Here is a 26,896-nt window from a genome sequence, read left to right as displayed (position 1 = left end):
TCCATGGAAACCACCGAACGAGTAAAACGCCTTCCTTACAGTTTCGCCAAGACACAAGGTGTGATTGCAAATACTCAAGAGGACGGCCGCGCTCTCATTTATCATTTACCGAATCCATCCCTTCACACTTTGTCGGAAGTTAAACGTCTACTTCAGTGCGACTTATCTCTTAAAGAGGTCAATGAGTCTGAGTTTCAACAGCACTTAGCGCAAGTCTACCAATCTCAATCCTCTGTCTTGGACGCTGCTGAGGTGATGGAAGAAGATATGGATTTGTCACTGTTAGCAGACCAACTCCCTGTCAGTGAAGATTTGCTCGACACGCAAGACGATGCCCCTATCATTCGTTTACTCAATGCTCTGTTTACTCAGGCTATAAAACAAAAGGCGTCGGACATTCACATTGAGACTTATGAAAATCGAGTCCTGGTTCGCAACCGTATTGATGGTGTCCTTAATGAAGTGCTTGAAATTCAACGAGCTATTGCCCCTTTGGTAATTTCACGTGTTAAAGTGATGGCAAAATTGGATATTGCTGAAAAACGGATACCACAGGATGGTCGAATTGCTCTTCGTATCGGCGGACATAATATCGACGTGCGTGTTTCAACCTTGCCGTCTAACCATGGTGAACGAATCGTTCTTAGGATTTTAGATAAGCAAGCGGCGCAACTCGATTTAAGTTTGCTGGGGATGCCTAAAGAGACTTTAAAGGCGATGCGCAGTCTCATCGCTGAACCTCATGGCATCATTTTGGTGACAGGACCCACAGGTTCGGGTAAAACGACTTCGCTTTATGGAATGCTGACGGAACTCAATCAGGTAAGCCGTAATATATTAACCATTGAGGATCCAATCGAATATGATTTGCCTGGTATTGGCCAAACACAAGTAAATACTAAGGTGCAGATGACTTTTGCCAAAGGTCTCAGGGCCATTTTACGGCAAGATCCCGATGTGGTGATGATTGGTGAGATTCGTGATCTGGAAACGGCCGAAATTGCTGTTCAAGCCAGTTTAACAGGCCACTTGGTACTTTCCACTCTTCACACCAACAGCGCATTAGGGGCCATCACAAGACTGCATGACATGGGTGTAGAATCTTTTCTTTTGGCCTCAAGCTTGGTTGGTTTGATTGCTCAAAGGCTTGTCAGGAAGTTGTGTCCGCATTGCAAAACCCCACATCAGCTGCGTGAAGATGAAAGGGAGTTGATGAGGCTCAAACCAGATACAGATATTTCAAAAGTATGTGAGCCTAAAGGTTGTGAGCAGTGCAATCATTCAGGCTATCGTGGACGCACTGGTATTTATGAGTTAATCACCATGGATGAAACCTTACGCGGCATGATTCACCGAAATGAAAGTTTACAAACGATTGATAATTACCTAAGACCCAAGACAGCAACTATTCGCGAAGACGGTTTTAAACGAGTATTGGCAGGAGATACATCCCTTGCTGAAATTTTAAGGGTAACAAGTCAGCATTAATTTCTTTTTATCAAGAGACTTGCAAAGCTCACTGTGGATAATACAATGTGATTTATTGATTCTCGGTATTCATCTGCTGAATACTTATTGTTTTCAAGCAAATGGATTTCACACTGGCCAATTTTTAAGGAATAACAGAATGCGATATACTTTTTTCAGTTGTATCCTAATACTCTGTTTACTGAGCCCAGAGGTCAAATCTCGATCACTATCCGAAAAAATTGATGCCTTAATTGACCAAAAACTACCCTCTTCTACCGTCGGTATTTTAATTCAAGACGCAATAACCGGCGAAACCATCTACAGTAAAAACCCACAAACCATGTTCGCACCTGCAAGTGGCGTTAAATTATTTACCGCGACCGCCGCTTTATACCAACTTAAACCCGATTATCGTTTTTCCACCAGTCTTTTTCAAAAGGGAGGCAATTTTTATATACAATTTACGGGCTCTCCATCTTTTACCTCAGAGAAGCTCAAAACACTCTTGCTTCAATTGAAGAAAAATAATATCCACGCCATTAAAGGCAATATCGTAGTTGACAGCTCACGTTTCAAAGCCCCCTACCACGCCCCTGGAGAGTCCTATGATGATCTCGGCTGGTACTATGCCGCTCCCGATACTGCGGTCATCATTAATGAAAATGCAATTGCCTATGATTTTATTAGCTCTGAAACATTAGGGGGACCGGTTACTATCAAGGAAAAAAGTCCATCTAATGGCATAAAAATTATTAACGAACTCGTCACAGTCAGCAAAGAGGAAGCCAAAAACCACTGCAATTTGAACATTGAAGTTAACAAAAATAATACTCTTAAACTGTTTGGTTGCTATGCTCAACAAAATGGGGCTAAAGAAATGAAATTAGCAGTACCCAATCCTCCTTTGTTGGTCAAACAGGAAATTCGAAACATCTTGAAGGAGAATCAAATTGCCTTCAACGGCCATATTGTGAAGGGAGAAATACCCCCAGATGCCAAATTACTGGCTAAAGACGACTCGGAGAACTTATCTAAATTAGTAAGCCATATGTTGCAGGAGTCTGATAATGTGTACGCCAATAGCCTGACCAAAGAGCTGGCATATTCTTTAACGAAAGATGGCAGCTACAAACAGGGAGTTTTTGCAATAAAAACTATTTTATCCCAGCATAGTTCGCTCGATATGAAGCAAATCCAATTAGCGGATGGGGTTGGTACTCGCTACAATCTTGCCACTCCCAAGCAAATGGTCACTTTGTTAAGCGACATCTATAAAGACAAGAATATCCAACCAATTTTAATGCGTGCCCTAGCGCAAGCAGGGGTTTCAGGTACATTAAGGGACCGAATGCAAAAGACTAGCCTTGAAAAAAACGTGTTTGCTAAAACCGGTAGCATGCATGACATTTCTTCCCTATCAGGTTATATGATCCGTCAAAACGGGAGTCCTGTTATTTTCTCGATAATGATCAATGGCATTAACAAACCACTATATGTTGCAAAAGCTCTGGAAGAGAAAATCCTCCTGGCCGTAAATGAGGAACAGCAAGATAAAAGTAGCCAATGAACTGACATGAATCGCCTTTAAAATCTCTAATGGATTACAGTTAATGATGATAACTATTGCTTCTGATGTTCAGGACGCACGTCAACGTCTTCGCGACTTTGTTGATTCTAAAGGCGTAGGCGTAATAATTTTTTCACAAATTCAGCAGAATAAGGAAGAAGAAGCGATTACTTTGTTTCAAGAAATCGTGAGGGATCGACGGGAACCTACAGTACTAAATTTAAATTTAAGTTGGCTTAGCAATGAATTTTTGCGGCGTATTTTCAATGAAATTGAAGGGAATGAATGTTTTATAACCCTGGATTTAGACCTTCAAACTGAATCTGCTTCAAGCGATAGTTTTTTGATAGTTTCTGAAGCGCTTAATCGCAAGGCTTGTGCCCTCAAGACACTGAAATTATCCGCTTTATACGGCAGTTGTATTCCGCTTCTCGCGCAAAGCCTAAAAGTTAATCATAGTTTATATGAGTTGCATATTTTTTTTACACTTCTAAAGGAATGCAGGAGCTTAAAGCTGCTTGATGAAGTATTTGAGGCATTAATTTTACCGCTTGAAGGCAATAAAAAAAGGCATCTAAAGACTCTGCATATAAGTGGTTTACCCTTCATACCCTGGACGGATAAAAATACTCAGCAGCTTCTAACTCAGGTATTACAAGAAGTTTCCCTCGAAAAATTTTCGTTTGCTATGAACATGGGTAACTTTTGCGAGCCTGTAGACTTGATTACGTCTTTAAGGGAGTTTCCCGGAGAAGTAACACTCTCCATCACTATGCTTTCTGCACCTAATCCTCATCAGCGAGAAACCTTCGAATTAATAGCAAGCATCTCAGAAAAGCTTGATAATCTTGATTTAAAAATTTGCTTCCCTCGAAAGGCAGGGAATTCCAATAACGATCAAAATGACAATTATCGAAAAAACTTGTTACAGCTGTTAATTCATTTTCTCAAAGCCTGCGATCCAAAAAGCAGCTTTAATTTCAAGCTGGATCAAAAATTGATATTTGACGAGAATGAAAATAATCGTGCAGAAATTGCAGAACTAAAGCATTTACTCTCCCAAACAGCAATTAAATTCAATTCCAGTTTCTTAAGTTACCGCCCTTCTTCACTTCAAAACAGCCAAGCCACTTTTTTTAACATTTTGGCCAAAGCAAAAAAAATTCACTTGGAAAGGGAACTTTATGGCCAGAATTCAGTGTACCAACCTGGTACATAAGAGAGTGGCAAAGAGAAAAACGCGACAAGATTGGTGATTTTTTGTCTTTAAGAATTTTTAAGTCAAGCCACAACTCATATGGGTGACCAAGCGCACCTAGGCAGATATATGGATTAATCATTTATTCTCCGCTTTGCCTATGCAATCGCGTTTGCCAGTTTCAACGAACCTAATCTAGTCCATAGAAATTAGGCTCGAAGCTAGATACAATGGCCATTTTTCAGGGAGGACACTTGATACTCAGCATTTCCTCTGACATTCAGGAGGCATCTAAGTCCATCAACGAACTCATTGGACAAAAAAGCCTTACCCGAATAGACATTTTAAATATTGCCGAAGTCAAAGAAAAAGAGGCCATGCTGCTCTTTAGAGAGGCTGCAAGACTTTGCCATAAACCTATAGCACTTAACATTAGCCTGGGTACAGTTAGAAATGAGTTGATAAAGCTTATCCTTACTGAAGTTGAAAGGAACAGCTATTTCACGATACTAGAGTTAACCCTTGGCTCGAATGAGCTTTCAAACAATGCGTTTGCAGTTATTTCCGAAGCATTAATTCAAAATAACTCTAATTTTAAAGTGTTAAAATTAGAGCTTGCCGACAGCAGCTGTATTCCTGTGTTAGCTCAATTCTTAAAACAACCGCATACTATTGATGAGTTGTACATTTCCTATGGCTATTTTCGGGGAGTTGAAACCTGGGATAATTTAAAAGAGGTATTTCAAGCATTAATGCTAGCCCCTCGTTCTTTGCGTGCATTTCATTTTGGAAACTTGGTTTTTTCCCCGGAGAAGGACAAGGACGTTCAGCAAAAGATGGTTGAGGTTTTGCAAGAAAGCTTTCTTGAGAGCTTTTCACTATCTCAGTACCTATCATGGCATGACTTGCCAGTTACCTTTCTGAATGGGCTCGACAAATTCCCTGGCGAATCGACACTCCGCTTTAGCTTTAGGGGTGTCAACCACCAACATACGTTTGGAAAATTGGCAAAAATTTTGCCTTTAGGGCTTACCTGCCTTGAAATTAAGATTTTAACCAAGGAGCTCGAACTCTCAGATAACGATCAAAGGCAACTTCTTAAAAATATCATTTACTTCATCAAATCCTGCAATCCATCCTGTTGTTTCCATTTTAAGTTGCAACCGAATCTGGTGCTAACGCTTAATGATGAGAATTCAAGCTGCATTTCCGAAATTAAACGTTTGTTATCGAAAACCGGGATCTCTTTCACCTCCAGTTTTTTAAATCACCAACCACTTCAAAACAGACAACTCATGTTTTTTAGTATTTTAGCCAAGGCAAGAAGGATGCACATTAAGCAGTTTGAGACCCAGGATCGGCATGAAAATCGGTTGCAATTCTGACTACAGGGTTAAGGTCATTACTCTGCGGGATGTATTAAGATGTCATCGCCGTCAAAATTCTTCGTTTTCCCCTAAAACAGGCCCGTCCATGCATGCACAGGATGTTATCCAAAATCAGGACATCCCCTTTTTTCCAGGAATGGGCTACGGAATGCTGTTTTAGAACATCAAGGATATGGTATAAATCTTCCCGTGGGATCTTATCTCCATTTGCAAACGAAATTTCATGCAATCGGGTTTGGCGGCGAAAATAGACTAAGCTTGCAGCCATAAAATTAATTAAGCCCAATAATTCCGGATTGAAATCAAATAGGTGAGCTTGGTTAAACCAAACTGTTTCTTGGGTATCTGGGTGCTTCATAACAGCCGGTCTTGTGTGCTTCAGTTCAATCCAATCGTCAGGCAACCACCGCCAGTCTATCTCATTGTCTTGACAAAACTGTTCAACATGAGCTTTTTGCTTGGTTTCAAACACATCCATCCACGACTTATGAGAATATGCAAATGAGTTAATCAGTTTCATCATTGCATTTTCTTTATAATAGTGGGAAATATAGGTTAATCTTTTTTCCTGAAAGCGTTGTACAAGCTCAGTATTTAGCGCTTTATAAATTGTTCTGGCATCAGCAATGATGGTTTCCCCATGAAATTCTGGCTCTATCTCGCAAAAGAAATAAATGTGTTTGGGATAAATACTCAAATAGGAGAGCTCTTGATGCAGGGGAATATAAAAATGCGGTGGCGCTTCGGTGGAAGTATAAATCCCTTCCGTTACTTTATTTCTGGGACTATCTCCACCTACATAATTCACAAAATTGCCTAGGTTCAGTGCTTTAATAAAATTGGAAAAATCATAAACAGCATGAATTGGAAAGTTCCGAAATAATATTGCGCCATATTGCAATAACTGCTGCCTCAGATTCACGGTGGAATCTAATTGCAGTGCTTCTATATCAGCAAGCTCAAACTTACGATTTCTATCGTAAGATATCACATAAGGAAATCCTGGCTTAATGCTAAAACCTTCCATCTAAAACAGCCTCCATCATGCGCTTTATCATTTCCAACAATTAGGAATGCGACATCCATGCCAAAAATTAAGCTGTTTGATTAATTCATTGCATTAGCGAATGAATCAGGTACCTTTCCTCAGATTCACATGATGGGTAAACCCATGTGAAAATACTGAAATTGAAATTTATTTATGTTTTCCCTTCGTAGGCTTGTCTTCGTGGAAAGGTTCATTCTTAGCCACCATTCTTTTAGGAAATGGTTTAATGGTTGGTTTTTTCCTCACTGGTTTGTCCTGAGTCGCTGCAATCTTTTCTTTTTGAGGTTTAACTTTCGTTTTGCCTCCCTCAAGCTCATTTTCCAGGTGATCGGCCAATTCCCTTAGGATTTTAATCATGCGTTTTTTTTGAGCATTGTCAGAAATATTCCAATCGTCTTTATTGGCTCGCTGATGGGCAAGTTTAAACTTCATTCCTGCCAATTCGGTGGAATAATCATTAGCATTTAATTTTTCAACAACTTGGTGAGCCAGGATATACCAGTGATATTTGGTTCCTACTGGAACTCCAGAGCCTTCCGGTGCTTTCCCTTTTCTTCTTTTAGTGACGGAATAATGAATTTCCCATTTGTCGGGAGTAATTTTCGTTTCCTTCCATTCACCTGAATCATAAATCCAGTGATGGCTTCGCCCCACTTTCATTCCGGTGTAAATTTTTCCTTCAAACTCCTTAAACTTATTATAGGATTCTGCTATATTCTTTCCTTTAGAATCGGACTCTATGCGATTTTTAGCCATTTCAACACCTCAAATCCTTTGTATGCTTACCTTTAAGTTTAGCAAATTGCCTCCCTGCTCTTTTCACATCTTGCTAGCCAGGCATAACCTTTAAAGTATTTTCGTTGTCGCAAACTTCAAAAAAGGGCAATTTTTTTAGAGCGGAGCTTGCTTCAGGATCATCTATAAGTTTGGCAATGGAACGGCCAGTTCGTTCTAAAGAAGCATCCCAGAACTCCACAAATCGCATAAATTGTGCTTCAAGGTCTATTGAATGGTCGATCATCGCGGTTGAATGATGAACAATAATTTTGGCCAAATCAGGGTTGTTAATTTCAAATCCAAGGCGAGTGTGAAGAATATTAATACAAATTTCGGTGGATTCTAACGCTAGATTGATGAGGAAGTCGGGTTGTTTGGATAAATGTTCAGTGAGTTTAGTTATAAAATTCTTTTCTAACCGAAAATGCAAAATTATTTCCGCCTGCTTTCGCCTATCGAGATGCGAAAATTGAAGGCCTGCACATTCGGATAGCCAAGATATAAAGTCCAGTGATTCGGGCACTGATTTGGCATAATGAAAGTAGGGATAGCCTTTTTTCCTTCTAAAATGGTCCTCCTCCCAATGAATTCTATAGCCATTTGCCTTAGCTAAAGCTTCCATTCTTAATTTAACTAAATAGCCATCAACATAGTTTTCTACGACAGGAAAAGCTCGTTTCAGAGCCATAATAAGCTCTCTTAACGTAAGAGAACGTCCATTTTTATAATTTTCCAATGCATTTTTAAGATGCTGAACTTCTCGATTAATGTACGTTCCGGTGTTTCTTGTTTGAAGTTCAAACATATAGCATAGAGAGTCCTCAAAAGCCGCTAATGGATCCTTCATACCGGTTTCCCTTAATCATTCCTATTTTTTAAGCCTAGACTAAAAAATTAATTGATGCCAAATTTTTAAGCATAAGGATTAAAAATTGCAAATTTGATTTGTTCTCGAAAGGAAGCGATTTTTTGGAAAGGAGCTTTGTCAGGAACTTGACTAACTGCTGATTACTGAGAGAAAAATTGCTGTCATTTATAAATTAAAGTTGGCATTTCAGGGGAGGCTTTAAAAATCCTTCCTTGAAAGCCAACGTTGTAGGTAAGATTACTGAGCTCCTGAGCTGCCTGAGGCCCCAGAGGTATCCGTATTAGAATTAGGATCCATATTTGAATTATTCATATCGGTACTGCCTGTTCCGGGATTGGCAGTCGTGTCTGGAACGGTAGTGTTCGTGCCTATACCTGAATCAGTCGCACCAGAATTCGTATTGGTATTAGTGCCGCTGTCTGTATTGGTGGAGTTCATATTACCATCACTTGAGGGAGCAGTATCGGTTGGAACACCAGTAGCACCACTGCTATCTTGAGTACTGCTGCCCTGATCGACAGAGGTTGATCCCGTGGCTGTGCCTAAATCGTCATCCTCCTCATCTCCAGTATCTGATATCAAATTGCTATCAGAATCGGAGTTCATTGTGCTGCTGTCGTTATCGGTGGAAGTTGAACCCGTTGCCGTAGCAGCACCTAGTCCAGAGTCATTTGTAGTTGATTGGCTTTGATCAGAGGAAGAACTGCTCGCATTAAAGCCTGGTCCAGCAAACAAGGATAAACCTAATGTAGCCAGAAATATGGAAATCATTTTTTTCATAGAGCTCTCCTTTGCTGAAACATTGCGATTTAATTTATCCATTGATTAGAGTATAGATGACTAATTTCTTTTCGGAGTAAAATTCTCTTCTTGCCTATAAATAAAAAAACCAAGGTCATGTGACCTTGGTTTTTAAATTTCTTTAAACCGTTATTAGCGGCGCTCTTGATGAGTTTGGGCTATTCCATAATATTTGTTTATATTTGCTCCCCAAGTCGGATTAGACATATCCGGCCAATGATTTTTATCGAAGCCTGGAGAGTTTCTAAGTGTTTCTTTATCAACTGAAATTACAAAACATCCTTTGTTTTCATCGTATTTGAAAATACTCCATGGCATGGCAAATAACTTATCACCCATTCCCATGAAACCGCCAAAAGATAACACAACGTAAGACACTTTCCCTTCGAATTTATCTAGCATAAGTGCCTCAATCTTTCCGAGATTCTCACCTTGTTGGTTCTTTACCTCGACTCCGATAACTTGATCGGCATTTACAATTTGACTGGCCATATTTGCTCTCCTTAGTCTTAGCTATTAGCCTAGGAACCCATTATAAAAACCTGACTCATACCGCCATCAGGCCAAAGTATTTTAAATTATATATCTTTATTAAATTTGGGTAGGAATACCTACAGAAATAAGCGACTGGGTGCCCTACCCAATACATCGCAAATCATGATGATTGTTAAACTGATAATAAAAATACAGGCCTTAAATCCAAATCCATTTAGAGCTAGAATTCCTTTTAAAATATAAGGCCTTATCTTTAAGAGTAGACCCAGAAAACCAATTTGGCAAATTGTTCTGCTAAGTGTGTAAAATCAATAAGCATTAACCTTTTCTTCGCCAGCTGGTTCCATTTGGCTTATCTTCGAGCTCAATCCCTTCCTCTGTTAATAGCTTGCGAATTTCATCCGCTTTAGCCCAATTTCGCTCAGAACGTGCTTGCAAACGCTCCTGAATCAATTGCTCAATTCTTTCCTTGTCCTGATCAGCTAATCCAGCTTGCAAAAATTCCTCGGGAGAACTTTGCAAAAGACCCAGTAGAGACGCCAAATATTTTAAGGTATAAGCCAATACAGGAGAGTTATTTTTATTCAATTCATGACTTAATTGAAATAAAACCGAAAGCGCTTTGGGAGTATTGAAATCATCATTCATGGCATCATTGAATTGCTGAAGCCATTGCTCATCCATTTCAGTTGTTGAGTCCTCTATTCCTTTTAAGGATTGATAAAGTCGAGTTAAGGCTTTGCCAGCATTTGATAAATTGTCTTCCGAATAATTCAATGCACTACGATAATGGCTGCTTAACAGAAAATAACGAACGACCTCAGGGTGGTATTTTTTTAATACGTCTTCAATAGTGAAAAAATTCCCTAAGGATTTGGCCATTTTCTCATTGTTGACCTGCAGCATTCCCACATGAATCCAGTAGTTAGCAAAAGATTTACCAGTAGCGGCTTCGCTTTGAGCAATCTCGTTCTCATGATGAGGGAATTGCAAATCCATACCACCACCATGAATGTCGAATTGTTCACCAAGTTCTTCCATTGCCATAGCTGAACATTCTATATGCCAACCTGGCCGTCCTTCTCCCCAAACAGAAGGCCAGCTGGGTTCACCGGGTTTAGCCTTTTTCCACAACACAAAGTCAAGAGGGGAGCGCTTTTCTCTGACCACCTCAACACGCGCTCCAGCCATTAAGCCATCTAAATCTTTGTGGGATAACTTCCCATAATCCTGAAAGGACTTAACTTCGTAACAAACGTCACCGTTTTCGCTGATGTAAGCAAAACCAGCGTCAATCAATCTCTGAATTAACTTAATGATTGAAGGAATATGTGAGGTCGCCCGAGGCTCAATGTCGGGCGGCAGAATGTTCAAAGCCTTCGCATCCTCATGCATTGCTTTTATGTAGTGGGTGGTTAACTCCTCGATGGAGATACCCCGCTCATTGGCCCGATTGATTATTTTATCATCAATGTCAGTGATATTCCGGACATAAGTCACCTTATAGCCTTGGGCGCGCATATAACGGGTCATTACGTCAAAACAGACCATAGAACGTGCATGGCCTAAATGGCAGCGATCATAAACGGTAATCCCGCAAACATAAATGCCAATTTTGCCGGGTACAATGGGTTTGAATATTTCTTGTTTTCTGGTTAGAGAATTATAGAGATTTAACATAGGTGGCCTCTTAACTGATTTTTCCCCAGCTGTCTTTAAGATCAACTACTCGATGAAAAGCAGTAACTTGACCATTTTCAATTTGATTCACACAGTAATATCCCAACCGCTCGAATTGAAATACCTCATTAAGAGGCTGTGTACCTAGGGAAGGCTCACAAAAACCTTGTTTAATCTCCAGGGAATCTTTATTCAAAAATTGCAGAAAATCTTCCTCACGCGCAGGATTTGCATCCGTAAACAAGCGATCGTATTGCAAAACAGTGATGGGAAGTGCATGTTTGGCAGAAAGCCAGTGGATGACGCCTTTGACTTTGCGGTCACTTGGGTTCTTTCCAAGCGTTTCCGGATCATAAGTACAACGTAGTTCAACCACTTCACCCTGCTCATTGCGAATAACATCCGAGCAACGTATCACATAGGCATGTCTTAGACGCACTTCCCGTCCGGGAGCCAGGCGGAAGTAATCTTTAGGGGGATTTTCCATAAAATCACTTCTTTCAATATAAATTTCCCTGGCGAAAGGTAAAATCCTGCTTTCTGAATCGGGATCGTTAGGAAGGTATTTAGCTTCTAAATGTTCCATTTGATCATCGGGGTAGTTTTCTATGATTACCCGAATGGGATCCATCACCGCCAAAGCTCTTTTTGCAGTTTGATTTAGCTCGCCTCTAATGCACTCTTCGAGAATCGACATATCGATGACGGAGTCACTGCGTGAAATCCCGATGATCTCACAGAATCGACGAATGGCGGCCGGCGGGTAACCGCGCTTTCTCATGCCGCGAATGGTAGGAAGCCTGGGATCATCCCAGCCACTAACAATTTTTTTCTCCACCAAATCGCGTAATTTTCTTTTGGAAGTCACAGTGTGTGACAAATTAAGTCTGGCAAATTCAGTTTGTACGGGTCTTGCGGGTACAGGGCAATTTTCAATAAACCAATCGTATAAAGGCCTGTGATCCTGAAATTCCAAAGTACACAATGAATGGGTGATCTTTTCCAAAGCATCGGATATTGGGTGAGCATAATCATACATGGGATAAATACACCACTCATCGCCCGTTCTTTGATGTTTCGCATGTCGAATGCGATAAAGCACCGGATCCCGCATATTCACATTCCCGGATTGCATATCTATTTTAGCGCGCAACACATGACTTCCGTCCGGAAATTCACCAGCCTTCATGCGCTGAAACAAATCAAGATTTTCCTCGATGCTGCGATTACGGTATGGGCTTTCACGACCAGGCTCCAGCAAAGTGCCGCGATGGGCGCGGATTTCTTCCATGCTTAAACTGTCCACGTAAGCTTTGCCTTCTTTAATTAAATGAATTGCATAGTCATAAAGCTCATGATAATAGTCAGAGGAATGCGTCAAAGCATACCACTCAAACCCAAGCCAACGCACATCATCAATAATTGCGTCAACGAATTCTTGTTCCTCTTTGATTGGATTAGTGTCATCAAAACGCAAGAAGCAACGGCCTTTGAATTCCTCAGCCAAGCCGAAATTCAGGCAAATGGATTTCGCATGGCCGATGTGCAAATAGCCATTGGGCTCAGGTGGAAAACGGGTAATGACTTCTTTATGTTTACCGCTGGCTAATTCCTCAGCAATCATTTGTCGAATAAAATGTGCTCTTTTTTCACTGCTTTCACTCATAATTTCACTCGTTTTTATCCATTTCTTGACGCATTGCCTGAATCAGGGAAGCGCCTGCTGCAATTACATTATGTCCGGTATTATAGGCTTCATAAATTTGCTTAATCAGCGCAGCTCCAACAATCACCCCATCTGCAAACTTCGCAACCTCAGCTGCGGTGACTGCTGTTTTAATACCAAATCCGACCATCAATGGTAAATCAGTCTGAGATTTTCTCTGTTGATAATGAAGTTTAACGTTCTCCAGATCAAAATCATCAGAGCCGGTGACTCCTTTCAGTGAAACATAATAAAGATATCCTCGTCCAAAATGATTGATTAAAGCCATTCTTCGTTCTGATGTCGTGGGAGAACACAGATAAATGGAGTGCAACTGACTGGCTTGCCATATTGCTGCTAAGAACTCACTCTCTTCTGGGGGTAAATCCACAATGATTGTGCCATCAATCCCAGCCGATTTCGCTCTCTTGGCGAAACGTTCGTAGCCATATTGTTCGATTGGATTTAAGTACCCCATCAATACGATGGGCGTTTGCAAATCAGTTTTGCGAAATTCTTCTACCATGGAGAACACTTGCTCGCAACCGACACCATTCGCCAAGGCTCGTTCCATCGCCGCCTGAATCACTGGACCCTCAGCCATTGGATCTGAGAAAGGTAATCCAATCTCCAGTAGATTCGCACCAGCTTCCACCAAGGCATGCATCAATGGAACCGTCAATTCTGGATTGGGATCACCTGCAGTGAGGTAAGGACTGAGCATTTTTTTCTTTATCGAGCGCAAATGCGCTAACATGTTATCAATTCGGTTCATTAAGCCCACCCTTAAACGCTAAATGGTTACGTGATCAATCGCTGCAACCGTGTGAAGGTCTTTATCCCCTCTTCCGGATAAATTAACAATGATGGATTGAGAGGGGTTCATCTCTTTTGCCAATTTCAACGCATAAGCGATTGCATGGCTAGATTCCAATGCTGGAATGATTCCTTCCTTATGCGTCAGTGTTCGAAAGGCAGCCAGTGCTTCTTCATCAGTTATAGGAACATATTCCACACGCCCTATGTCTTTAAGATAGGCGTGTTCTGGCCCTACCCCGGGATAATCAAGACCTGCTGAAATAGAATGCGTATCCATGATCTGGCCCTGCTCATCACAAAGTAAATAACTGCGGTTCCCATGCAAAACGCCAGGTTTGCCAGCTATCAGAGAGGCCGCATGCATTCCCGTCTCAAGCCCTTTGCCTGCAGCTTCAACACCATAAATAGCAACGTCTTTATCTTGCAAAAAGGGGTGGAATAATCCGATTGCATTAGAACCCCCGCCAACGCAGGCCACAAGAGCATCTGGTAATTTACCTGTTTTTTCAACAATTTGCTCGCGAGCTTCCTTACCAATAACGGTTTGGAAATCCCTCACGATTTGCGGGTAAGGGTGAGGCCCTGCCACTGTCCCAATGATGTAAAATGTATTGTCTATGTGACTAACCCAGTCCCTCATGGCTTCATTAAGAGCGTCTTTTAGCGTTTTAGAGCCTGCCGTAACTGGCACGACTTCAGCACCCAGCATTTTCATGCGATAGACGTTGGTGGACTGCCTTTTAATGTCTTCAGCCCCCATGTAAACAACGCATTCCAAACCTAATTTTGCAGCAACTGTCGCTGACGCAACTCCATGTTGGCCAGCTCCAGTTTCCGCAATAATTCTGGTTTTGCCCATTCTTTTGGCCAAGAGCGCCTGACCCACTGTATTATTGATCTTATGGGCACCAGTGTGGTTTAAATCTTCACGCTTTAAGAAAATTTGTGCTCCACCGGTTTCTTTGCTCAATCGTTTAGCATGATAAAGGGGAGTTGGACGCCCAACATAATCATGCAGCTCCGAACTAAGCTCTGCTAAAAATTCAGGATCACAACGATATTGCTCATAAGACTTTTGCAATTGCTCAAGAGCATGCATCAGGGTATCCGCTACGAAAATGCCACCATATTGACCAAAATGCCCATGTTGATCCGGGAGTTCTTTTTCAATCATGCTCTTCCCCATAATGCGTTAACCAATTCATTCATCTTGCCATGATCCTTAATGCCTGGCGATTTTTCAATCCCGCTACACACATCCACTGCATAAGGCGAACAGGTGGAAACAGCTTCTCTAATATTGCCAGGATTCAATCCCCCAGCCAAAATCAAAGGCTTGTCAAATGCTTTGGGAATTATATCCCAATTAAAATTCCGACCAGTTCCCCCATGTTCCGAGGATGGCGTATCCAACAGGATGGCGGCAGCCTGTTCGTATTGTGATTGGGCATTCAAAATCATATCCCTTGAAAGAGCAGGAATGGCCTTGATGAATGGCTTATTAAATAATGCACAAAAATCCGCTGGCTCCTGTCCATGAAATTGCAGAGCCTGTACGGGGATTTTATTCATCACATTGTCTACTAAATCTTTGTCTGGATTTACAAACACCGCAATCACATTCAAAAATGCAGGAAGGTTTCGGGTAAGGCTTGTTGCCTGTTCGATGGAAAGCGCCCGAGGGCTTTTTGCATAAAAAATCAAGCCAACCGCATCAACGCCTAAAGCATGAGCATGCTCAATGTCTTTCACACGCGTCATGCCACACATTTTGATACGTACCCGGCTGAATATCACCTAGCTCTCCCATAAAAACAAAGGGCCGGGGTTGTTCGAAATTACCCCAAACTCTTTTGGATAGCTTACCGAAACTAAGTATAATCCATAAGGAGGTGCCGTTTCAGCGCCTAATCTTCTGTCTTTCGCGAGTAAAACCTCTTTAACCCAATCCACCGGCCTTTTCCCTGAGCCCACTGCAATTAAAACCCCTGCAATATTTCTCACCATGTGATGCAAAAATGCATTGGCTGTAATATCAATCACCACCAAATCCCCAGTTCGTGAGACCTGCAGTTGGTGGACATTACGCATGGGGGTATTGGATTGACATTCCACTGAGCGGAAAGAAGTGTAGTCATTCTCCCCCAATAAACAGCGGCTGGCTTCATGCATGGCATGATGATCCAGCTGACGGTATTGCCAGGTTACATTACTGCGTAAGAGCGCTGGGCGTATGGATGAATTATAAATGATGTAACGATAACGTCGGGCTAAAGCCGAATAGCGGGCATGAAAGTTATCTGGCATTTCTTTACCCCATTTGACACAGACGTCTTTAGGTAAAAATGAATTAGCCCCATGAATCCAGGAACGAATTGTTCGCTCTTTATTGCAATCAAAATGAATAATCTGGTTAGTGGCATGCACGCCTGTATCGGTTCTGCCTGCACAGACGACGCTAATTTCGGCATCGGCGACTTTGGCTAATGCTTGTTCTAATACCTGCTGAACCGTATGCAGGCCGGTTTGCGCTTGCCAGCCATGATATTGGCTACCATCGTATTCAACCCCTAAGGCAATACGCATGACATTTCCCGCTAAAAACGGCCAATGTATAACAGCACGGCACGTTTGTCTAGAGCATTTGAACGTCAAGTATTTGGAAAACTAATGCTTTTTCTCGACAGATTACCTCAAGAGCAATCAGACACATTATCTTCCAAATTGATCAATATTAAATTATAATGCCATTTTCTACACACCAAGATAAAAAATTGAAATTTCTGGTGCAAATAATCTCATTAACACAGACGAAAAGAGACCCTGATGCCAAGCAATACCCTCAAAAAAGCCCTTCAAGGAGATGAATACTCCCTTGTTCTCATGACAGAAATTATTGGCACAAATCAAATTGAAATAGAAGATTTGAATTACCTGAGAAACAGCAGGATTTCCAATGACTATAAAGATTACCTATACGCTTGTTGCTTATATTGGGGGGCAATCCCAAAAAAAGACCATGTTGATACCAAACATATTTTGAAGTTTCTTGCTGCCAAAGATAATGGGTTTGCCTGTAACCTACTGGGTGGGCTTTATTATTATTTGGGTGGCGATCAGTCTGAAAAGAATGTAACCAAGTCCAAGAAGTATATTCAAAAGGCATTTGAATTGAATAATCCTTTGGGAATTTTAAATCAATTTCAATTTAAGAACGATCTTCAAACGGTTCTCACTTATGCCCCCCAAATTTTTCATCGTCTATCCCCTTATTATCAAAAGGAATTAATGGGCTTTATAGATAGTTTATATAGTAAATCCAAGTCTCCGGAAGAGTATTATCAATTTGCCCGGCTATTTGAAAAAATGAACATGCTCCCGCAAATGTATGGGGCTTTTCATAAAGCGATTGAAACGTCTGAAACCAAATGGAAATATCAAAGAAAACTGGTCAAAACATTAGAGAAGCATGCTAACAGCAATTCCTGGAGCCTATTTAGAACCGAATTCGACTACAGTTTCTTAAAGAGCCGCCTGACGTCCCTAAAAAAAGAGTTGGTTGGGCTGGATAAAATTGTGGCCTCTTTATCAGTGAGTAAGGAAAAGGAGCTTACAACTGCAAAAGGGAAAATAGCCCTCATTGGACTGGAGCTCAAAAATTGCTGGTATATTCTGCAAGAAAAAGGCAGCCATTTTAAACCCAACCAATATCAGGCCATTCATGAAATGTTTAACAGTGTGACAACACTGTTAAATGTCCTTAGTCCTACTAACGACAGCATGTCAAAAGAAAGCAGTATTGCTGTTAATATCAAATAGCCGCAGAGGGAAGGAAACTTATTGCATATAATTAGCGGCTATCTCATAATCTGCCTCTCGACCTTATTTGTTGTTATTTTATGACCGCATCTCTGCTGGATGGCAAGCTGGTTTCCGAAGCAATTAAACAAGAAATTAAAACAGCAGTGGGCAATAGACTTGCTGAAGGCAAGCGTGCACCTGGATTGGCTGCCATTTTAGTGGGTAGCGACCCTGCTTCTGGCATTTATGTACGCAATAAACGAAAAGCATGCCTTGAAGTAGGTTTCCAATCCTTTGCATACGATTTGCCAAGCTCCACAACAGAAAAAGAGCTACTCAAGTTAATTAGCGAACTCAATCAGTCTCCCGAAATTGATGGTATTCTGGTGCAACTGCCGTTGCCTGATCACATTAATCCAAACAAAATTTTAGAGTGCATTGCGCCACATAAGGATATAGATGGATTCCATCCTTATAACGTTGGACGTTTAGCCTTACGTAATCCTTTATTAAGACCATGCACACCTTATGGCATCATTAATCTGCTTGATTACTATCAAATTCCGCTGGAAGGGAAACACAGTGTGGTCATTGGTGCATCCAATATTGTAGGTCGACCAATGGCTATGGAGTTTTTATTAGCGGCAGCCACTGTTTCCATTTGCCATCGCTTTACCATCGATTTGGAGCGTTACGTCCGTATGGCCGATATTCTTGTAGTAGCAACAGGAATTCCCGATGTGATAGACGTTAATTGGCTGCATAAAGATCAGATTATCATTGATGTAGGCATTCATCGATTGCCGAATGGCAAATTACGAGGTGATGTAGATTTCGAGCGAGCCAGAAAAATTGTTTCCTGGATTACACCTGTGCCCGGTGGGGTTGGGCCCATGACTATTGCCATCCTGCTGCAAAATACGCTTTTTGCTGCAAGCCAATTATCTTCTGGTTTATTACAAGGAAATTGCTTGCCTTAAGCGTCCAGAGGCACAGAATACAGGTTGCGCCAAATCTCATTTAACGATCAAGCTCGTCCCAATCCTCCCAATCGAATTCCCCATTTAACTCATCCTCAAGCTCTTCTCTTAAGCGCTTTCGCTCCAACCTGTCTTCAATCATCTTGCGAACTCTTTTTTTATGATCAAGGTCTTCGATTTGTTCCTCTGGTTCGTAAGAATAATCAGAGAGAGAATTCTCCTCGTTTTCTCTAGGAAAGCCCATGACTTCCTCCCTTGGTTAATCTGATTTAATTATAGTTTAGTGCATATATATTTTTTGTTTCTAAAAATTCAAGTAGTAAAAAAAAAGAAGATTGGCAGACAAGCACGCAGTGTTTATACTTTAGCTTTTGTGTAAACATATATGCTCAGTTATCAGCACGGCTATCACGCCGGAAATTTTGCCGACGTTATTAAACATTTGACACTTTCTCGCATTCTCCACTACATGGTGCAAAAGGATAAACCTCTCTTTTACTTGGAAACCCATGCAGGACGCGGTCTTTACGACTTGAAGGATAGTAAAGCAATAAAAACTGCAGAGTATTTACAAGGCGTTCAAATTATTTGGCAACACAGACATGAACTTTCTGCGCATTTTTCGCCTTATCTGCAATGCATTAATAAACTGAATGCCACCACTCATCTGCGATTTTATCCGGGCTCACCCGCTTTAGCTATTGAACTGTTAAGACCTGAAGATCGCCTTTATTTTTGCGAGTTGCATCCCAGAGAATTTGAAGAGCTCCAGCAATTAAGACACGGTGGAAAGCGTGTCTTTTATAGTCATAGCGATGGCGTTGAGAGCTTAAAAGCATTAATGCCGCCGCCAGAACGACGCGCTGTTATCTTTCTAGACCCTTCTTATGAAATAAAGGATGAGTATAAATCAATTCCCAAGGCTATAAACATGGCTTTTCAACGGTTTCCAACAGGGGTTTTTTGCCTTTGGTACCCTATTGTGGATAAAATATTTCATGAGCAATTGGTTAAGCAAATGACCAGTATTCCAGCCAAGAGTCAATTGCGTCTTGAGTTTAATATCCTACCAACTTCTGAGCCAGGAATGACGGGGTGCGGCTTATGGATTTTGAACCCACCTTATAAATTGTCTGAAGAAATGCGTATAATATTTAAGCAAATGCAAGAATTATTCAAACCAAAATCTTCTTTCCTTGTAGAGGATTAAAGGATATCCCAATAGGGATAGTAGCTGTAATTAAGGGAGTGTTTATGAGAGTTTTGCCAATTGCTGCTTTTAAGGATAACTACATTTGGCTTATTGCTAATGATCAAAAGGCGCTATGCGTTGATCCGGGCGATGGCAAAGCCGTCATGAACTATTTAAGCGAGCACTCCCTCAAACTGGACGGAATTTTGGTCACTCATCATCATCATGATCATGTTGGTGGGATTCCTGAATTACTTCATCACTTCCCCAATTTGCCGGTTTATGGCCCTAAAGATGCGCGTATCCCTCAAATCAGCTATCCTCTCGGGCATAAAGACAAGCTGAATGTTCTTGATTGTTTTTTTGAAGTTCTTGAAACCCCAGGACATACAGCAACTCATATCAGCTACTATGAAGTTAATTATAAATGGCTTTTTTGTGGTGATACCTTATTTTCAGCAGGCTGTGGCCGTGTGTTTGATGGAACACTTGAGCAGCTGCACTCTTCGCTGCAAAAATTGAAATCATTGCCAGATGATTGCAAAGTATATTGTGCCCATGAATATACATTAAACAATTTAAAATTTGCAGCTATGGTTGAACCTGGCAATCTCAGGGTGGAGCATTGTATTAAGCAATTGCAAGGAACCAATCATTGCTCATTACCTTCAACCATTCTTTTAGAAAAAGAAATCAATCCTTTTCTAAGAACCGATCAGCAAGCCCTTCAACAATTTGCTGTGCTTCAAGGAGTAGAAAAGAGCGATTCATTGTCTGTTTTTAAACAATTGAGGGCTGTAAAAGATATCTTTTAATTTACAATTGGAATTAATTTAAACCTATTAGTTTACACCTCAACCAAAAAGGGTTTATCCCTCGAATTTTATTTAGTACACTGATTGGCCTTTAATTTCGTAATAGGCCGGCAACATTGAAGTTTAGACCAAGAATCTTTTGTTTAATCCTTTTACTGTTTAGCTCTTACGTTTTCTCAACAGCCGCCAAAGCCACTCAAAATGTTTGGGATGTGCTGCGCTCTCAGTTCATGTTAAATCATGAAGTTACCCAGCCTGAAGTACAGAGTCAGTTGCGATGGTTGGTTTCTCATCCTAGTTATTTGAATAAATTGGCCAGTTCTGAACCTTACATTTATCACATTGTGACTGAGATAAGAAAAAGAAAAATGCCAGGAGAAATAGCACTTATACCAATGATTGAAAGTGCCTATGATCCCTTTGCTTATTCTGGAGCAGGCGCTGCCGGCTTATGGCAATTAATGCCTGGAACTGGGAATAATTTAGGATTAAAACAAGATTGGTGGTTTGATGCCAGACGAAGTATTCGCCCTTCCACTGATGCTGCACTCAATTATTTAACTTATCTAAACCGCTATTTTAATGGCAATTGGATTTTAGCGATTGCCGCTTATGATTCAGGCGAAGGTACCGTAGCACGTGCCATTAAAAACAGCCGCCAGTCTTCCAAAAACATTCGCTTTTGGTCTTTGCCTTTGCCGGCTGAGACCAGAGCTTACGTTCCGCGTCTTTTAGCTTTGGCTGAGATTATAAAATATCCTCAACGTTATCACGTCAGCTTACCTGATATCCCCCATGTACCATATTTCGAAGAAGTTAACATTGGTTCTCAAATTGATTTGAATCGCGCCGCGCGTTTAGCTGGTATTTCTTATAAGGATTTAATTAAGCTAAATCCAGGCTATAACCGCTGGGCTACAGCGCCGTACAAACCGTTTAAGCTTTTAATTCCAGCCAACAAGGTGGCCAACTTTAACCGCAATTTAGCCAGTGTCCCGGAGGAAAAACGAGTAAGCTGGAGTCGTTATCAGGTTCGTCCTGGTGATGATTTAAACTCAATTGCAAGAAGAAATTTCACCACCGTCAGCATGCTTCGACAGTTAAATCAATTAAAAGCTGACAAACTTAAACCAGGGCAATATGTGTTGATTCCTAGCACAAAAAATGCTGCTCCGGTTAGTACTCAGAAACCCATGCTTTTGGCTGTTGCAGATAAACCTGCAACAACAGAAAGCTATAAGGTGGTGCATATTGTCCAGAAAGGTGAAAGCATTCACATTTTAGAAACAAAATACCATGTCACAGCACAAGAAATACGCCAATGGAATAATATGACCCCGGCGCAACCACTTGCCTTAGGCCAACAATTAATCATTTGGAAACGCACAATTAAATACGGAGTTTACGTCGTGAAAGCAGGCGATAATTTAAGTCGTATTGCCCAAAAAAATCATACAAAAACGAGTGTTCTTGCCAAACTCAATCCAGGAATTAATCAGAAACATTTAAAACCTGGGCAAAAACTGGTTATTGGTTAAAATGAGCAGGGTTTTGAAATGGTTGGGACTTCTGCTCCATAGCAAAAATTATACAAATTTATAGTTTATTGATGAGACTTTAGAATCCTGTGATATACTTAAATGAGTATTAAATATGACTTAGAACCATGAAAATACTCTTTGATTTTTTTCCAATTTTACTTTTTTTTGTAAGTTTCAAATTATTCGGTATTTATAATGCAACAGCCGTAGCTATGGCTGCATCTCTTGCTCAGGTGATCTTCTTTCGCTTTAAACACCAACGTTATGAGAAAGTTCATTTAATAAGTCTGGCACTCATTCTTATTTTAGGCGGCGCCACCCTGTTTTTCCATAATCCCTGGTTTATCAAATGGAAACCCACGGGGATATACTGGCTCACTTCAGTGATATTTCTACTGTCCCCTTATTTCAGCAAAAAACCACTGATTCAAAAAATGATGGATGGCAATATTAGCCTTCCTTCAAAAATTTGGTATCGTTTAAATTATGCCTGGGCATTGTTTTTTATTTTAATGGGGATTGTTAATCTTTATGTTGCCTACTTTTATAGTACCGATATTTGGGTTAACTTTAAATTATTCGGTGGAGCTGGTTTTACCCTGCTCTTTGTTTTCTTACAAGCCATGTATCTAACCAGGCATGTGGCCGAGAGTGACTTGAAGCAACAACCCTCTGGGGAACCTCGTTAAAATTCCTCTAATGTATAGGAGCAAGCATGCGATTGCTACTTGTTGAAGATGATGAATTATTGGGTGATGCCGTCAAAGCGGGTTTAACGCAGTTTGGTTACGTCGTCGATTGGCTTAGAGATGGCGAGGCAGCTCGAGCTGCAGTTAAATCTGAATCATTTGAATTAATTATACTGGATTTAGGCTTACCTAAACTATCCGGTTTGGGCTTTTTGCAATCGATTCGTCACGAGGGCAACACGACTCCAGTTATTATTCTAACTGCCCGTGAAACAGTAGAAGATAAAGTCAAAGGTTTAGATAGCGGTGCGGATGACTACCTGATAAAGCCATTCGATCTGAATGAATTAAGTGCGCGCGTGCGGGCTTTAGTCAGAAGATCACAAGGGCGTGCTGATTCTGTCTTGCAATACCGAAATGTTACTCTTGATCCGGCAGCCCATTCAGTTTACGTTGATGACGTTATGGTCAATGTGCCACGACGTGAATTCGCCCTCCTGCAAAAACTACTGGAGAACAGCGGCCAAGTCCTCTCGCGTGAACAGCTGATGCAAAGCATTTATGGTTGGGATGAAGATGTGGATTCTAATGCCTTAGAAGTTCATATTCACAATTTGCGCAAAAAGCTCAACGCCAATTTTATCAGGACAATTCGAGGTGTTGGCTATATGGCAGAAAAAAATGAGAGTAACTAAGCACTGTGAAATCCTCAATCCGTAAGTTTTTGCTGATCAATTTATTGTTAGCAATAACAATAACAACAACATTAACGGCCATAGGTAATTACTATCTGGATCAAAAAGATATCCAGGAGCATTTGGATACCCTCATGGCCATCTCTGCACTTTCATATCAGGCTTTACTAGGAGATGATCTTCATCAGCGGCCACTGGGCAAAATTCAAGATGCACTTGAAGTTATCCCAGAAAAAATTGATAACTATTACAAACGCCGGTTTTTAAACGATTTACCCCCCAAAAACTACCTCGATAAATTCAATTTTCAAGTCTGGACCAACGGTGGGAAGCTTTTATTGCACTCTCCCACTGCACCCAAGATACCATTAACAGCGGAAGTGGATGGCTTCAGCGATAAAATGGTTTCCAATCAAAAATGGCGCGTGTTCACGACCTACAATGATCAGGCCGGGGTACGTACTGTTTTAGCTGAGCGCTATGACACCCGAAATGAATTAGGTCATCGCATTGCCCAAGATGATCTCTATATCATGCTCCTGACATTTCCACTTTCCGGATTATTAATCTGGATTATTATTGGTCGAGGTCTAGACAGCTTGGATCGCGTCGCCCAGGAAGTGGCAAACCGCGCTCCAACCCATTTAGAACCCGTTGACTTACAAGAAGTACCAGAAGAAATTAAACCAGTTATCGATGAATTAAATAAATTATTTTACCGCCTTAAAGAAAGTTTTGAGCGGGAAAAACGATTTGCCGCCGATGCTGCTCATGAACTACGTACGCCTTTAGCAGCTTTAAAGGCGCAAGCCCAGGTGGCTTTAAATACCAATAACATTGAAGAAAAAAATGTGGCTTTGCAAAAATTGATTGCTAGTGTAAATCGCAGCACTCATATTGTTCAGCAATTGCTTACCATGAGCAAACTTGTTCCAGAAGCTGCCAATCTTAATGATATAGATGATGTGAATCTTGTTAAAATTACCCGTGAAGTTCTTGCAATGCTTGCCCCAAGCGCTGTAGAAAAACAGATTGACTTGGAATTTGAACACGATGAGGCTCTCCCTGCCTTTTCCGGTAATCCAACAGCCCTTAGCATTTTAATTCGCAATCTTGTTGATAATGCAATCCGTTATTGTAAGGAAAATGGCAAAGTTACTGTTCGAATTTATTCATCCAAAGAAGAGTTAATCCTCGAAGTTAGAGACAATGGGCCAGGCATTCCTGCTGAATTACAAAGTCGCGTATTTGAACGGTTTTTCCGCGTGCTTGGTAACAAAAGCCCAGGCAGCGGCTTAGGTTTAGCCATTGTTCGTCAAATTGTTGATCTCCATGACGGACGTGTTGAGCTTGATTCTCCCACTGAGGGCACGGGTTTAATTGTACGAGTGTATTTCCCTACTAAAAAAGAAAGCAAATAGTTGTGAATAACACTGATGGTTAACGACTTGCTAAAACTTGCAAAGCCTGACGAATAAGTTGCTCTGAAGTTTTCTGCCCATCGTCAATTTTCCTGATTACTTTAAATGCTTCCTGTTGTTTATAGCCCAAAGCTTCCAGAGCACTGATGGCCTCTTCTTGACAAGCCATGTTACCACTGGGTTTTAACGAAATGAGACTAGAGTCTTCTCCTGAGCAAAACTGTTGCACGCTGTCTCTCATTTCCATTACCAGTCGCTCTGCTGTCTTTTTACCTACTCCGGGAAGTTTCGTTAGAAGTTGACTGTTTTGTTCATTGATGCACTGAATAAAATCAGCAATGCTGATACTCGATAGAATAGCCATTGCCAGTTTCGGCCCTATGCCATTGACCTTGATCAAGGCACGGAACAAGGCTCTTTCCTGTTTATCCAAAAACCCAAACAACAACAAAGCATCTTCACGAACCACTGTATGAATATGCAAACCAATGCTAGCATTTGCTCCATCAATTTGAAAAAATGTGTTAAGAGACGTTTCAACATCATAACCCACACCATTCACGTCCATCACCAATTTCCCTGGTTGATGCTTATCTATAATTTTTCCCTGTAACCAAGCAATCATTCCGTCTCCTAACAATGTTGACGCTGTAGCACAGCAAGACTATGGCGCATGTGACTGTGACATATAGCTATAGCCAAGGCATCGGCAGCATCACTTTGGGGTGATTTATTGAGCATTAATAATTGAGTAACCATATGCTTCACTTGTTCTTTTTGCGCAGCACCATAACCCACGACTGCCTGCTTAACTTGTCTGGCCGAATATTCATTAATTTTTAAACGATGAGAAGCAGCTGCAACCATAGCTGCTCCTCGAGCATGACCTAACTTCAAAGCAGAGTTAGGATTCTGATGCAAAAAGACCTGTTCAATAGCCACTTCATCAGGTTGGTAATCATCCAACAACTGACAAATACCATCAAATATTTGCAACAGGCGCTGACTAAGCTCACCTTCTGCGGTAGTGCGAATGCAGCCACTATCCAGGTAATAAAGTTTTCGCTTCTCTTCCCGAATTATTCCATAACCTGTAATGCGTGAACCGGGGTCAATCCCTAAAATTACAGTCATCAGGCCGTTTCAAATAAAACATCTGGAAGCTCTGCATTGCTATGCACTTCCTGGACATCGTCTAAATCTTCAAGCATGTCTATGAGCTTCATAAGAGTTTCTGCATCCTCTTTTTCTATAGAGACTTTCGTCTGTGCGTTCATAGTCAATCTGGATTCTTCAATGTTAAAACCCGCTTCTTGCAATGCCTCAAGGACAGCGTGGTACTGTTCAGCAGGAGTGATCACTTCAACTTGATTGTCTTCACTAATCACATCACTGGCCCCTGCTTCGATGGCTATCTCCATAATTTGCTCTTCTGGTTGCCCTTGAGCCAATAAAATTTCCCCTTGCTTGCTAAACAGATAGGATACTGATCCATCTGTTCCCAAATTGCCGCCGTACTTGGTAAAAGCATGTCGAACATCAGATACCGTTCTATTTTTATTGTCTGACAAACAATCCACTAAAATAGCAACGCCACCTGGGCCATAGCCTTCATAACGCATTTCCACCATATTAGCGCCTTCAAGACCTCCAACACCGCGCTTTATCGCATTATCAATGGTGTCTCGCTTCATATTGGCCTTCAAAGCTTTACTGACCACATCACGCAAGCGTGAATTGGAGCTCTCATCTCCGCCCCCCATTCTTGCGGCTACAGAAATTTCACGGATTAATTTTGTGAAAATTTTGCCTCGTTTTGCATCCTGAGCGCCTTTACGAAAACGAATATTAGCCCATTTACTATGACCAGCCATTACTGCACCTCAACACAATTAAATATTCAGGCCGCTTTAATCCCACAAAGACGACCAAGCTAGATGAAATAA

27 protein-coding genes are annotated in these 26,896 nt (G+C 41.1%); 12 read left to right on the top strand and 15 right to left on the bottom strand.

Annotated elements, in window-relative coordinates; all coding sequences use genetic code 11:
* Window positions 1–3: 3 nt before the first annotated feature.
* From lspE to EL203_RS05825, 4 genes are all read left to right on the top strand, one after another.
* Complete coding sequence (gene lspE, locus EL203_RS05840) at window positions 4–1,488, top strand: GspE family T2SS ATPase variant LspE (protein WP_058470063.1); 1,485 nt, start codon at window positions 4–6, stop codon at window positions 1,486–1,488.
* Window positions 1,489–1,627: 139 nt separating this feature from the next.
* The gene (gene dacB, locus EL203_RS05835; RefSeq protein WP_058470064.1) at window positions 1,628–3,037 is read left to right on the top strand and encodes a D-alanyl-D-alanine carboxypeptidase/D-alanyl-D-alanine endopeptidase; all 1,410 of its coding nucleotides are present in this window, start codon (window positions 1,628–1,630) and stop codon (window positions 3,035–3,037) included.
* A gap of 43 nt (window positions 3,038–3,080) precedes the next feature.
* Window positions 3,081–4,256, top strand: a complete 1,176-nt coding sequence (locus tag EL203_RS05830; RefSeq protein WP_058470065.1) for a hypothetical protein — start codon at window positions 3,081–3,083, stop codon at window positions 4,254–4,256.
* A 209-nt stretch (window positions 4,257–4,465) separates the two neighbouring features.
* Window positions 4,466–5,620 carry a hypothetical protein gene (locus EL203_RS05825; RefSeq protein ID WP_058470066.1) on the top strand — a complete coding sequence of 385 codons (1,155 nt, stop codon included), beginning with the start codon at window positions 4,466–4,468 and terminating at the stop codon, window positions 5,618–5,620.
* Between the two features lie 34 nt (window positions 5,621–5,654).
* Here the strand turns inward: EL203_RS05825 and EL203_RS05820 are convergent, their stop codons facing one another.
* The 11 genes from EL203_RS05820 to truA form a co-directional block, all read right to left on the bottom strand.
* Complete coding sequence (locus tag EL203_RS05820; RefSeq protein ID WP_058470067.1) at window positions 5,655–6,650, bottom strand: TauD/TfdA family dioxygenase; 996 nt, start codon at window positions 6,648–6,650, stop codon at window positions 5,655–5,657.
* Window positions 6,651–6,818: 168 nt separating this feature from the next.
* The gene (locus tag EL203_RS05815) at window positions 6,819–7,427 is read right to left on the bottom strand and encodes a hypothetical protein (RefSeq protein ID WP_058470068.1); all 609 of its coding nucleotides are present in this window, start codon (window positions 7,425–7,427) and stop codon (window positions 6,819–6,821) included.
* A 73-nt stretch (window positions 7,428–7,500) separates the two neighbouring features.
* Complete coding sequence (locus EL203_RS05810; RefSeq protein ID WP_058470069.1) at window positions 7,501–8,295, bottom strand: hypothetical protein; 795 nt, start codon at window positions 8,293–8,295, stop codon at window positions 7,501–7,503.
* A gap of 258 nt (window positions 8,296–8,553) precedes the next feature.
* Window positions 8,554–9,087, bottom strand: coding sequence for a hypothetical protein (locus EL203_RS05805; RefSeq protein ID WP_126320095.1), 534 nt, complete (start codon window positions 9,085–9,087; stop codon window positions 8,554–8,556).
* 162 nt (window positions 9,088–9,249) lie between these two features.
* Window positions 9,250–9,609, bottom strand: a complete 360-nt coding sequence (locus EL203_RS05800) for a PRC-barrel domain-containing protein (protein ID WP_058470071.1) — start codon at window positions 9,607–9,609, stop codon at window positions 9,250–9,252.
* Between the two features lie 321 nt (window positions 9,610–9,930).
* The gene (cysS, locus tag EL203_RS05795; RefSeq protein ID WP_058470072.1) at window positions 9,931–11,292 is read right to left on the bottom strand and encodes a cysteine--tRNA ligase; all 1,362 of its coding nucleotides are present in this window, start codon (window positions 11,290–11,292) and stop codon (window positions 9,931–9,933) included.
* Window positions 11,293–11,302: 10 nt separating this feature from the next.
* Window positions 11,303–12,958 (bottom strand): glutamine--tRNA ligase/YqeY domain fusion protein, encoded by a 1,656-nt coding sequence (locus tag EL203_RS05790; protein ID WP_058470073.1) that lies wholly within the window; start codon window positions 12,956–12,958, stop codon window positions 11,303–11,305.
* 4 nt (window positions 12,959–12,962) lie between these two features.
* The gene (gene trpA / locus EL203_RS05785; RefSeq protein ID WP_058470074.1) at window positions 12,963–13,772 is read right to left on the bottom strand and encodes a tryptophan synthase subunit alpha; all 810 of its coding nucleotides are present in this window, start codon (window positions 13,770–13,772) and stop codon (window positions 12,963–12,965) included.
* Between the two features lie 18 nt (window positions 13,773–13,790).
* Complete coding sequence (trpB, locus tag EL203_RS05780) at window positions 13,791–14,990, bottom strand: tryptophan synthase subunit beta (protein WP_058470075.1); 1,200 nt, start codon at window positions 14,988–14,990, stop codon at window positions 13,791–13,793.
* Entirely contained in the window at window positions 14,987–15,586 is a 600-nt protein-coding gene (locus EL203_RS05775; protein ID WP_058470076.1) for a phosphoribosylanthranilate isomerase, read from the bottom strand. The genes trpB and EL203_RS05775 overlap by 4 nt, the downstream gene beginning before the upstream one ends.
* A 27-nt stretch (window positions 15,587–15,613) precedes the next feature.
* Window positions 15,614–16,402: a tRNA pseudouridine(38-40) synthase TruA gene (gene truA / locus EL203_RS05770; protein WP_058470077.1), complete on the bottom strand. Its 789-nt coding sequence runs from the start codon at window positions 16,400–16,402 to the stop codon at window positions 15,614–15,616.
* Between the two features lie 240 nt (window positions 16,403–16,642).
* On the opposite strand from truA, the gene EL203_RS05765 reads away from it, so the two are divergent.
* A complete protein-coding gene (locus tag EL203_RS05765) occupies window positions 16,643–17,635 on the top strand; it encodes a hypothetical protein (RefSeq protein ID WP_058470078.1) in 993 nt (330 codons plus the stop codon).
* 80 nt (window positions 17,636–17,715) lie between these two features.
* Window positions 17,716–18,597, top strand: a complete 882-nt coding sequence (gene folD, locus EL203_RS05760) for a bifunctional methylenetetrahydrofolate dehydrogenase/methenyltetrahydrofolate cyclohydrolase FolD (protein WP_058470079.1) — start codon at window positions 17,716–17,718, stop codon at window positions 18,595–18,597.
* A 40-nt stretch (window positions 18,598–18,637) separates the two neighbouring features.
* Here folD and EL203_RS05755 read toward each other — a convergent pair whose 3' ends face one another.
* On the bottom strand, window positions 18,638–18,841 hold the full coding sequence (locus EL203_RS05755; RefSeq protein WP_058470080.1) for a PA3496 family putative envelope integrity protein: 204 nt from the start codon (window positions 18,839–18,841) through the stop codon (window positions 18,638–18,640).
* Between the two features lie 141 nt (window positions 18,842–18,982).
* On the opposite strand from EL203_RS05755, the gene EL203_RS05750 reads away from it, so the two are divergent.
* From EL203_RS05750 to EL203_RS05725, 6 genes are all read left to right on the top strand, one after another.
* Entirely contained in the window at window positions 18,983–19,807 is an 825-nt protein-coding gene (locus EL203_RS05750) for a 23S rRNA (adenine(2030)-N(6))-methyltransferase RlmJ (protein WP_058470081.1), read from the top strand.
* A gap of 44 nt (window positions 19,808–19,851) precedes the next feature.
* A complete protein-coding gene (gene gloB / locus EL203_RS05745) occupies window positions 19,852–20,604 on the top strand; it encodes a hydroxyacylglutathione hydrolase (RefSeq protein ID WP_058470082.1) in 753 nt (250 codons plus the stop codon).
* Between the two features lie 212 nt (window positions 20,605–20,816).
* Window positions 20,817–22,142 (top strand): lytic transglycosylase, encoded by a 1,326-nt coding sequence (locus EL203_RS05740; RefSeq protein ID WP_375232615.1) that lies wholly within the window; start codon window positions 20,817–20,819, stop codon window positions 22,140–22,142.
* A 128-nt stretch (window positions 22,143–22,270) separates the two neighbouring features.
* Window positions 22,271–22,834 (top strand): septation protein A, encoded by a 564-nt coding sequence (locus tag EL203_RS05735; RefSeq protein WP_058470084.1) that lies wholly within the window; start codon window positions 22,271–22,273, stop codon window positions 22,832–22,834.
* Between the two features lie 26 nt (window positions 22,835–22,860).
* The gene (locus EL203_RS05730) at window positions 22,861–23,529 is read left to right on the top strand and encodes a response regulator (protein ID WP_064108321.1); all 669 of its coding nucleotides are present in this window, start codon (window positions 22,861–22,863) and stop codon (window positions 23,527–23,529) included.
* A 5-nt stretch (window positions 23,530–23,534) separates the two neighbouring features.
* A complete protein-coding gene (locus EL203_RS05725; protein WP_064108322.1) occupies window positions 23,535–24,950 on the top strand; it encodes an ATP-binding protein in 1,416 nt (471 codons plus the stop codon).
* 19 nt (window positions 24,951–24,969) lie between these two features.
* Here the strand turns inward: EL203_RS05725 and ruvA are convergent, their stop codons facing one another.
* Genes ruvA through EL203_RS05710 form a run of 3 tightly spaced genes read right to left on the bottom strand, consistent with a single transcriptional unit; the run spans window position 24,970 to window position 26,824 of the window.
* The gene (gene ruvA, locus EL203_RS05720) at window positions 24,970–25,575 is read right to left on the bottom strand and encodes a Holliday junction branch migration protein RuvA (protein ID WP_058470087.1); all 606 of its coding nucleotides are present in this window, start codon (window positions 25,573–25,575) and stop codon (window positions 24,970–24,972) included.
* An 8-nt stretch (window positions 25,576–25,583) separates the two neighbouring features.
* Window positions 25,584–26,084, bottom strand: coding sequence for a crossover junction endodeoxyribonuclease RuvC (gene ruvC / locus EL203_RS05715; RefSeq protein WP_058470088.1), 501 nt, complete (start codon window positions 26,082–26,084; stop codon window positions 25,584–25,586).
* Window positions 26,084–26,824, bottom strand: coding sequence for a YebC/PmpR family DNA-binding transcriptional regulator (locus EL203_RS05710; RefSeq protein WP_058470089.1), 741 nt, complete (start codon window positions 26,822–26,824; stop codon window positions 26,084–26,086). Before EL203_RS05710 ends, ruvC begins: the two co-directional genes overlap by 1 nt.
* Window positions 26,825–26,896: the final 72 nt, after the last annotated feature.

It is taken from the genome of Legionella jordanis (assembly GCF_900637635.1).
GTDB classification, from domain to species: Bacteria; Pseudomonadota; Gammaproteobacteria; order Legionellales; family Legionellaceae; genus Tatlockia; species Tatlockia jordanis.
This window is presented reverse-complemented; position numbering and strand designations above follow the sequence as displayed.

Bases quoted from the DNA above. Each gene is read 5' to 3' on its own strand.
- EL203_RS05800 (WP_058470071.1), bottom strand. From the start codon at position 9,609: ATGGCCAGTCAAATTGTAAATGCCGATCAAGTTATCGGAGTCGAGGTA.
- EL203_RS05775 (WP_058470076.1), bottom strand. From the start codon at position 15,586: ATGTGTGGCATGACGCGTGTGAAAGACATTGAGCATGCTCATGCTTTA.
- EL203_RS05750 (WP_058470081.1), top strand. From the start codon at position 18,983: ATGCTCAGTTATCAGCACGGCTATCACGCCGGAAATTTTGCCGACGTT.
- ruvC (WP_058470088.1), bottom strand. From the start codon at position 26,084: ATGACTGTAATTTTAGGGATTGACCCCGGTTCACGCATTACAGGTTAT.
- EL203_RS05755 (WP_058470080.1), bottom strand. From the start codon at position 18,841: ATGGGCTTTCCTAGAGAAAACGAGGAGAATTCTCTCTCTGATTATTCT.
- EL203_RS05830 (WP_058470065.1), top strand. From the start codon at position 3,081: ATGATGATAACTATTGCTTCTGATGTTCAGGACGCACGTCAACGTCTT.
- EL203_RS05825 (WP_058470066.1), top strand. From the start codon at position 4,466: ATGGCCATTTTTCAGGGAGGACACTTGATACTCAGCATTTCCTCTGAC.
- trpA (WP_058470074.1), bottom strand. From the start codon at position 13,772: ATGAACCGAATTGATAACATGTTAGCGCATTTGCGCTCGATAAAGAAA.
- lspE (WP_058470063.1), top strand. From the start codon at position 4: ATGGAAACCACCGAACGAGTAAAACGCCTTCCTTACAGTTTCGCCAAG.
- EL203_RS05820 (WP_058470067.1), bottom strand. From the start codon at position 6,650: ATGGAAGGTTTTAGCATTAAGCCAGGATTTCCTTATGTGATATCTTAC.
- folD (WP_058470079.1), top strand. From the start codon at position 17,716: ATGACCGCATCTCTGCTGGATGGCAAGCTGGTTTCCGAAGCAATTAAA.
- dacB (WP_058470064.1), top strand. From the start codon at position 1,628: ATGCGATATACTTTTTTCAGTTGTATCCTAATACTCTGTTTACTGAGC.
- EL203_RS05790 (WP_058470073.1), bottom strand. From the start codon at position 12,958: ATGAGTGAAAGCAGTGAAAAAAGAGCACATTTTATTCGACAAATGATT.
- cysS (WP_058470072.1), bottom strand. From the start codon at position 11,292: ATGTTAAATCTCTATAATTCTCTAACCAGAAAACAAGAAATATTCAAA.
- EL203_RS05815 (WP_058470068.1), bottom strand. From the start codon at position 7,427: ATGGCTAAAAATCGCATAGAGTCCGATTCTAAAGGAAAGAATATAGCA.
- EL203_RS05735 (WP_058470084.1), top strand. From the start codon at position 22,271: ATGAAAATACTCTTTGATTTTTTTCCAATTTTACTTTTTTTTGTAAGT.
- gloB (WP_058470082.1), top strand. From the start codon at position 19,852: ATGAGAGTTTTGCCAATTGCTGCTTTTAAGGATAACTACATTTGGCTT.
- EL203_RS05765 (WP_058470078.1), top strand. From the start codon at position 16,643: ATGCCAAGCAATACCCTCAAAAAAGCCCTTCAAGGAGATGAATACTCC.
- EL203_RS05710 (WP_058470089.1), bottom strand. From the start codon at position 26,824: ATGGCTGGTCATAGTAAATGGGCTAATATTCGTTTTCGTAAAGGCGCT.
- ruvA (WP_058470087.1), bottom strand. From the start codon at position 25,575: ATGATTGCTTGGTTACAGGGAAAAATTATAGATAAGCATCAACCAGGG.
- EL203_RS05730 (WP_064108321.1), top strand. From the start codon at position 22,861: ATGCGATTGCTACTTGTTGAAGATGATGAATTATTGGGTGATGCCGTC.
- EL203_RS05805 (WP_126320095.1), bottom strand. From the start codon at position 9,087: ATGATTTCCATATTTCTGGCTACATTAGGTTTATCCTTGTTTGCTGGA.
- EL203_RS05810 (WP_058470069.1), bottom strand. From the start codon at position 8,295: ATGAAGGATCCATTAGCGGCTTTTGAGGACTCTCTATGCTATATGTTT.
- truA (WP_058470077.1), bottom strand. From the start codon at position 16,402: ATGCGTATTGCCTTAGGGGTTGAATACGATGGTAGCCAATATCATGGC.
- trpB (WP_058470075.1), bottom strand. From the start codon at position 14,990: ATGATTGAAAAAGAACTCCCGGATCAACATGGGCATTTTGGTCAATAT.